The sequence below is a fragment of the Chryseobacterium sp. genome (assembly GCF_041914225.1).
GTDB lineage: Bacteria > Bacteroidota > Bacteroidia > Flavobacteriales > Weeksellaceae > Chryseobacterium.
Map to the genome: position 1 here is coordinate 1 of NZ_JAYSDT010000084.1, position 7,584 is coordinate 7,584.

General features: G+C 37.7%; 7 protein-coding genes and 1 other RNA gene. 6 read left to right on the forward strand and 2 right to left on the reverse strand.

Features of this window, described 5'->3' with window-relative positions:
• Positions 1-262, forward strand: an RNA gene (gene rnpB / locus ACE3RB_RS19385) — RNase P RNA component class A; the annotation flags it as partial.
• A 97-nt stretch (positions 263-359) separates the two neighbouring features.
• Here the strand turns inward: rnpB and ACE3RB_RS19390 are convergent.
• Both ACE3RB_RS19390 and ACE3RB_RS19395 read right to left on the reverse strand, forming a co-directional pair.
• Positions 360-1,229, reverse strand: coding sequence for a polyphosphate kinase 2 family protein (locus tag ACE3RB_RS19390; protein WP_374465716.1), 870 nt, complete (start codon positions 1,227-1,229; stop codon positions 360-362).
• Positions 1,230-1,368: 139 nt separating this feature from the next.
• The gene (locus tag ACE3RB_RS19395) at positions 1,369-1,833 is read right to left on the reverse strand and encodes a DUF1573 domain-containing protein (RefSeq protein ID WP_002977002.1); all 465 of its coding nucleotides are present in this window, start codon (positions 1,831-1,833) and stop codon (positions 1,369-1,371) included.
• Between the two features lie 128 nt (positions 1,834-1,961).
• On the opposite strand from ACE3RB_RS19395, the gene ACE3RB_RS19400 reads away from it, so the two are divergent.
• The 5 genes from ACE3RB_RS19400 to ACE3RB_RS19420 all read left to right on the forward strand — a co-directional run.
• On the forward strand, positions 1,962-4,577 hold the full coding sequence (locus ACE3RB_RS19400; protein ID WP_374465717.1) for a valine--tRNA ligase: 2,616 nt from the start codon (positions 1,962-1,964) through the stop codon (positions 4,575-4,577).
• Between the two features lie 21 nt (positions 4,578-4,598).
• Complete coding sequence (locus ACE3RB_RS19405) at positions 4,599-5,210, forward strand: DUF3239 domain-containing protein (protein WP_374465718.1); 612 nt, start codon at positions 4,599-4,601, stop codon at positions 5,208-5,210.
• 118 nt (positions 5,211-5,328) lie between these two features.
• On the forward strand, positions 5,329-5,964 hold the full coding sequence (locus tag ACE3RB_RS19410) for a DUF4241 domain-containing protein (protein WP_374465719.1): 636 nt from the start codon (positions 5,329-5,331) through the stop codon (positions 5,962-5,964).
• Positions 5,965-6,030: 66 nt separating this feature from the next.
• Positions 6,031-6,921: a ribokinase gene (locus tag ACE3RB_RS19415; protein ID WP_374465720.1), complete on the forward strand. Its 891-nt coding sequence runs from the start codon at positions 6,031-6,033 to the stop codon at positions 6,919-6,921.
• An 89-nt stretch (positions 6,922-7,010) separates the two neighbouring features.
• Positions 7,011-7,584, forward strand: a 574-nt coding sequence (locus ACE3RB_RS19420) for an alpha/beta fold hydrolase (RefSeq protein WP_374465721.1), incomplete at its 3' end; no start/stop codon positions are given.

Here is a 7,584-nt window from a genome sequence, read left to right on the forward strand (position 1 = left end):
CAGCAAAGCGGATAACATCCGTCACCCGTGAGGGTAGGACAAGTGCAACAGAAAGCAGGTACAGTTCGGCTGTAGTGAAACCAGGTAAACTCTTTGCGGTGCAATGGTAAGTATATCGGTTCTTTTCAGCAATGGAAATAGGGGCGGCTCGCCCTGAAAACCGAGGGGTAATCAGCTAAAGTGTTGCAGCAATGTAACACGCAGATAAATAACAGGCGCTTCTCAGGAAGTACAGAATCCGGCTTATAGATTTTCTCGTGATTTTTTTTAAAAGCTGGAAGTCAGACGCTGGAAGAGTGAAGTTTTTAAACGTAATGATTTTAAACCTCCATCTTCATGCTTCCTCCTTCCAACCTGATTTATTCGCTTTCCAGTTGTTTTTTGGAATCCTGCAATTCCTGTCTGTCCTTATCAGAAAGCGTAGGATATTTAAGATTCATCTTTTCAAGAGTATCAATAATGATCTGGATAGCAGCTACTCTTGCAAACCATTTGTTGTCAGCAGGAAGCACATACCATGGTGCATGATCTTTTGCTGTTTCATTAATAGCAGTCTCATAGGCTTCCATATACTGATCAAATAATGCTCTTTCCGGAAGATCTCCTGCAGAGAATTTCCAGTTTTTTTCCTGCTCGTCAATTCTGTCTAAAAGCCTTTTTTTCTGTTCGTCTTTGGATACGTTCAAAAAGATTTTTACCACAGTTGTGCCGTTTTGTGAAAGGTGTTTTTCAAAATTCCGGATGCTTTCATATCTGTTTTCCCAGAATTTGCTGTCAAAATCTTTTACAGAAGACCATGTTTTTTCACTCAGGTTATATTCAGGATGTACCTTGCATACTAGGACGCTTTCATAATGTGAGCGGTTAAATATTCCGATCATGCCTTTCTGTGGCAGTGCCAGATAATGCCTCCATAGAAAATCATGGGAATATTCTTTCGGGCTTGGTGTTTTAAAGCTCGTTACATTGCATCCCTGCGGATTCACTCCTCCGAAAACATGCTCTATCATACTGTCTTTTCCTGCTGCATCCATAGCCTGTAATACGACCAGCAGAGACTGGTTTCCGTCAGCATATAATTTTTCCTGCAGCTCACGGAGCTTTTCTTTCTCCTGAATCAGCATCTGCTCTCCTTCTTCTTTAGTGAGTTTCCCTTTATAGGAAGTTGAAGTTTTTTTTATTGAAAATTTTCCGTTTACTTTAAAGTCATCTGAGAAATTGGTGTCCATATATTTAAAAGATTATGTTATTAAAATTCAATAGGGCTTTAGCCCAGCCATTTAAGCTACCATCTGCAACCTAATCCAACATAAATGTAATAAAAAAACCGCCTCAATAGAGACGGTTTCTTTATTTTTTGAGTAGAGCTTACTTTGCAGCAGCCTTTTTAGCAAGTTTTGCAGCTTTTTTCTCAGCTTTAGCAGCTTCTTTCTGCTCAGCAGGAGTCAATACTTTTGGCTCAGGAGCGTTAGCATCTACGTTACCTTTGATGTAGATTACGCTTCTGTTGTTTGCAGGGTCATTAGAGAAAACCTCAATCATTTTGTTGAAAGGTCCAGGGATCGCTGTATTGTATCCAACCTTAATCTTAGCGGATTTACCCGGCATGATAGGATCCTGGCTGAATTCAGGAGTTGTACACCCACAAGAAGGCTTTACATTTGAAAGGATCAAAGGCTTATCACCTGAATTCGTTACTGTAAAGAATCTTGTCCCATCAGCGTTAGGCTTGATAGTTCCGTAATCGAAAGTCGTTTTATCAAATGTAATTGTCTGTGCAGATGCAAGAGCAAATGTCCCGAATAGTGCAATTCCTGCAATTAGTTTTTTCATATTCTTGAATGTTAATATGTTTGTTAGATAAATTTTGTGAAACAAAGTTAAAAATTATTTTAATTCATGCTTAAAAATTTTTTTCTTTAGACTATTTTTGCAAATTGCAAGCCAAAGAAATAGAATTTATGCAGATTTCAGAAAAGTACAATCCACAGGAAACAGAACAGAAATGGTACAATTACTGGCTGGAAAATAAGTTTTTCCATTCAGAGCCTAATGACAAACCACCGTATACCGTGGTCATTCCTCCGCCAAACGTGACGGGGATACTACACATGGGGCATATGTTGAATAATACCCTTCAGGATGTTCTGGTCCGTCGTGCAAGAATGCGCGGGTTTAATGCTTGTTGGATTCCGGGAACAGATCACGCTTCAATTGCTACTGAAGCTAAAGTTGTTGCTAAATTGAAATCTGAGGGAGTCAATAAATCAGATATTACCCGTGAAGAATTTTTAACTCATGCCTGGGACTGGACCAATAAATACGGCGGAACCATTCTTGAGCAGCTGAAGAAACTGGGATGTTCATGCGATTGGGACAGAACCCGCTTCACTATGGAAGACAAGCTTTCACAGCAGGTTATTAAAAGTTTCGTAGACCTTTATAATAAAGGATTGATCTACAGAGGATACAGAATGGTCAACTGGGACCCGGAAGCGAAAACCAATATTTCTGACGAAGAAGTAATATTTAAAGAACAGAACGGAAAATTATACTTCCTAAAATATAAGATTGAAGGTTCGGAAGAGTTTCTTTCAGTAGCTACTACACGTCCTGAAACTATTTTTGGGGATACAGCCGTATGTATCAATCCGAATGATGAAAGATACGCACATTTAAAAGGTAAAAATGTAATTGTACCGATCGTTGACAGAGTAATCCCGATTATTGAGGATGAATATGTTGATATTGAGTTCGGAACAGGAGCTTTGAAAATTACTCCTGCACATGATATCAATGACTATGAAATAGGACAGAAGCATCAGCTGAAAATGATTGATGCTCTTGACGATGACGGAAACCTTAACGAATATGGTTTACATTATGCAGGAAAAAACAGGTTTGATGTAAGAAAACAGATCGCTAAAGAACTTGAAGAAAAAGATCTTTTGCTTAAAGCAGAAGATTATGTAAATAAAGTCGGAACATCTGAAAGAACAGGTGCCGTTATCGAACCTAAAGTTTCTGTACAGTGGTTCCTTAAAATGTCTGAAATTGCCAAGCCGGCTTTGGATATCGTAATGGATGATGAGGTAAAGTTCTATCCGGAGAAGTTTAAGAATACTTACAAACACTGGATGGAAAACATCCGTGACTGGAATATTTCCCGTCAGCTTTGGTGGGGACAGCAGATTCCTGCTTATTACTATGGAGAAGGAGATGAAGATTTTGTGGTAGCAGAAACCAAAGAAGAAGCTTTGGAACTGGCAAAACAAAAAACAGGAAATTCAGGTCTTACGGCAGAAAACCTCAGACAGGATGATGATGCATTAGATACATGGTTCTCCTCATGGTTATGGCCAATGTCTGTATTTGATGGCCTGCTTGACCCGGAAAATAAAGATATTAATTATTATTATCCTACTTCTGATCTTGTAACCGGGCCGGATATTATTTTCTTCTGGGTAGCCAGAATGATTATGGCAGGGCTGGAATACAGAAAAGAAGTTCCGTTTAAAAATGTATATTTTACAGGAATTGTAAGAGATAAGCAGAGAAGAAAGATGTCAAAATCTTTAGGGAACTCTCCTGACCCTATTGAATTAATGGAAAAATACGGTGCAGATGGTGTACGTGTAGGTATTCTATTGAGTTCTGCTGCCGGAAATGACCTTCTTTTTGATGAAGATTTAATGCTTCAGGGAAGAAATTTCATGACGAAGATCTGGAATGCTTTCCGTCTGATCAATATGTGGAATCATGAAGATAAACCGGCTGCTGCTACCGATAACCAGGCTATTGAATGGTTTGAAAATAAACTGAACAAAACCATCTTTGAAATCAATGATCAGTTTGAGAAGTTCAGAATTTCCGATGCACTGCATTTGATCTATAAATTAATTTGGGATGATTTTTGCGGTTGGTATCTTGAAGCGATTAAGCCTAATTACGGAGAAGGAATTTCAAAAGAAGTTTATAACAAGACCATCCATTTCTTTGAAGAGCTGATGAAGTTGCTTCATCCGTTCATGCCTTTCTTAACGGAAGAATTATGGCAGATGATCTCAGAAAGGAAGGTTGATGAGGCTTTGGTGATTGCTCAGCAGAAAGAAGCAGGACAGTTTGATGAAAACATTATTAAAAACTTTGAAACTGCCGCAGAATTGATTTCAGGGGTTAGAAATTACCGTCAGACAAAAGGAATTTCGCCGAGAGAAGCTGCTGAAATTTATACCAATGCTTCTGAATTTGCCAATGAAGCTGTAGTAAGAAAACTGGCTAATGTTTCTGAAATCCACTTCGGACAGAAAACAGATAAACCAAGCTTTACATTCCTGGTAGGAGCAACTGAAGTTTCTATTCCGTTAAGTGAAAACCTGGATTTGGGAGAGGAAAAAGCGAAGACTGAAGAAGAGCTTAAATATTTGAAAGGATTCCTGGTTTCTGTAGAGAAGAAGCTTTCCAATGAAAAATTTGTTGCGAATGCGAAACCGGAAATCGTAGAAGTAGAGCGTCAAAAACAAAAAGATGCTCAGGATAAGATTGCGATCCTTGAGGAGAAACTGAAAAGTTTGTAAAATATTAATACTCCTTAAAATATGGATGACAATAGGGATATTTTAACATTAGATAGTAGAACAGTTGCTTCAAATCCTGGAAGGGTTAGAGTAATGCCATTTGTATTGATAAAATACATCTATAAACCTATTTATTTGTTAATTGCTTTATTGTTTTCTTTAGCTTTTGCATGGGATGTTTCATGGCTATGGGGAGGACTTGCTTTTATTATTCTTTTACTTATAAATATTTTTTATTGGAGAAGACAAAAAGAACATTTTAAATATGGAGATTCTAACGGAGCAATAGTCATTTCTGAAAAACCTAAAATGATTGCTGTCACTACCAATCTATCCAAAGGTTTTGGAGGTAAGTTTCCTGTCATAAAGGTTTTACCTTATAAAGGAAAAGGAAAACTCAATGATAGGATAGGAACAGTTGCTCTTTATGAAAATTCTGAAGAAAAGCCCCACTGGAATAACTTTTTTCCAGTTCCTGTAGACTATGTTAATAATAATGAAGAGGAATTGAATGCTGTTTTGGAATCATATTCAGAAGAAAGCTGGGAAGTTTTGGAAAGCAGAATAAAGCATCTAAAGCAACCATATAGGGAAGGATTATTTAAAATATTTGATGAAACAAGCAGTTGGTAATTTATCCTTGAAGAGAAACTGAAAAGTTTGTAAAATATAGAGAATAAATTTGTCAAAATCTCAGGCTGGATACAGATGAAAATTGTATCCAGCCTGATGGTTTAAAAGAATAAATACAATGACACATATAGAAAACATAAAAAAACTATTCTCGAAAGACTTTGTGGAAAGTCCGTTACTGGAAAGTTTTGAAGTAGGAAAGATCTATCTTTCGAGCGGAAAGCTGGTGGCCTGTGATCCTTTGATCACCAATGATATGCTTCCTTTTACTACAGAATTTCCGAAGGGAGATTTTTCTGTAATGCTGCACAAAGAAAGAGAAAGTAACTGTGTGGCTTATGCCGAAATTATATTCAGCAATTCTGAAGTTAAAGAATGGAAACTGGCCACTACGGCAGGGCAGCAGATAAAAGATCTTGAAGAAGGAGAGGTGTTTGGATATCCTGTAGAAAGCGGCATGGGATGTTTCATGGATGTTGATACCCAAAACAGTCTCAATGAACTTGAACAAAGGCTGTATCAAAATAAAGGAGGTGACTTTATGGGAATCTACGAAGAGTTTTTCCATGATTATTTCTTTGATGAAAACGGAGCCATAGATCAGTATGCCTTTCTGAAACCGGCAAAGGAACATCCCGGAACTATATTTGCTTTTGAAACAGGATATGGGGAGGGTTTTTATGCAAGCTACGTGGCTTATGACAAGGATCATCAGCCGGTGAAAATAATTACTGAATTTATAGAAATAAGTTAAATTAAAATTAGTTATTTTAGAGACTTAATTTTTGAGGTATAAATTTTAAAGCTAATACAAAACACAATGAATTTCTCATCAGAACAACCCCGTATTATTGTTGTGGGCAGCTCATCCATAGATTTGGTTCTCGAAACCGAAAAACTCCCTTTACCTAACGAAACGGTTCTGGCCGTAAAGTCAGATAGTTATTTTGGAGGTAAAGGAGCCAATCAGGCGGTAGGTACTTCCAGATTGGGAGCCAATGTATACTTTATCGGATGTGTAGGGATGGACCCTCTTGGCCAGCAGATCATGAGAAATCTGGTAAGCGAGAATGTGAATGTAGGATTTGTTCATGAAACAGATAAAGAAGCTACAGGAACTGCTTATGTGACAACCTCCCACGGGAATGCAGCCATTGTGGTGGTACCGGCAGCCAATAAATATCTCAGCAAATCACATATAGATGAAGCTGACAAATATTTTCACACCGCAGATCTTATACTGGTGCAGCTTGAGGTTTCTATGGATGTAGTGGAACATACCGTTAAAAAAGCTAAACAGTACGGGAAAAAAGTAGGATTGTATGCTTCCCCTGCAATGAGAGTCAGTGAAGAAATTTTAGAAAAGGTAGACTTTATTGTGGCTAAAAGCAATGAACTATACATTATCTTCGGGGAAGGGAAGAGAGAAGACATCCTTAAAAAATATTTCAATAAAGTTTTCGTGAGAGATGATACCAACTCCACTATTTATTTTGATGGTACTGAAATGAAGTATTACAGAAACGATAAGGATGAAACCGTTTATAAAATGGGAATGGGAGATGCATTTACCTCAGGATTTGCTATTGCACTATGCCATGGGAACTCTATTGAGGAGTGTGTGAAATTCGGGAATGAAGTTTCTTCAAGAGTCTCAGGAGGGAAAGGTTCTCAGACCGGACTGCCGAGAATCTCAGATTTCTTTTCATAAAGCTATTTACGACATATCAAAAGTTTGAAACTTAACATAAAAAGATAAGTAAAATGTCCACTTTTATAGTGGATTTTTTCTTTTATACTATGGAAAAACTAATACTGACCACAGAAGACGATATTACGCTGACTGCCCATCTATTTAAACCGCAGAAGGATAATGGGAAACTATTGCTGATCAATTCGGCAACAGGAGTAAAACAGCAGGTGTACTTTTCATTTGCCAGCTACTTCGCTGAACAGGGGTTCACGGTGATTACTTATGATTACAGGGGAATAGGACTTTCCAAACCAAAAAATATGAGAGGGTTTCATGGTTCCATGAGAATCTGGGGCTCAAAAGATTATAAAGCCGTCACTCAATATATCAAGACGAATTTTAAAGAATACAAAAAATACTGCCTTGGGCATTCTGTGGGAGCATTGATTCTGGGCATGAATAAAGATTCTGAAATATTTGAGGAATTTGTTTTTGTAGGAACCCAAAATGCTTTTGTCGGAAACCTTAAAGGAATAACAAAAGTGGAAGCCTATTTAGGATTTGGAATTGCACAGCCAGTAACTACTTCATTGTTAGGATATTTTCCGGCACATTGGTTCGGGCTTGGAGAAAGTCTTCCAAAAAATTGCGCATATGACTGGAGAACCTTAATTTTAAACA

Excerpts from the sequence above, each read along its gene's own strand:
- ACE3RB_RS19400 (WP_374465717.1), top strand. The coding sequence starts at position 1,962 with ATGCAGATTTCAGAAAAGTACAATCCACAGGAAACAGAACAGAAATGG.
- ACE3RB_RS19410 (WP_374465719.1), top strand. The coding sequence starts at position 5,329 with ATGACACATATAGAAAACATAAAAAAACTATTCTCGAAAGACTTTGTG.
- ACE3RB_RS19395 (WP_002977002.1), bottom strand. The coding sequence starts at position 1,833 with ATGAAAAAACTAATTGCAGGAATTGCACTATTCGGGACATTTGCTCTT.
- ACE3RB_RS19405 (WP_374465718.1), top strand. The coding sequence starts at position 4,599 with ATGGATGACAATAGGGATATTTTAACATTAGATAGTAGAACAGTTGCT.
- ACE3RB_RS19390 (WP_374465716.1), bottom strand. The coding sequence starts at position 1,229 with ATGGACACCAATTTCTCAGATGACTTTAAAGTAAACGGAAAATTTTCA.
- ACE3RB_RS19415 (WP_374465720.1), top strand. The coding sequence starts at position 6,031 with ATGAATTTCTCATCAGAACAACCCCGTATTATTGTTGTGGGCAGCTCA.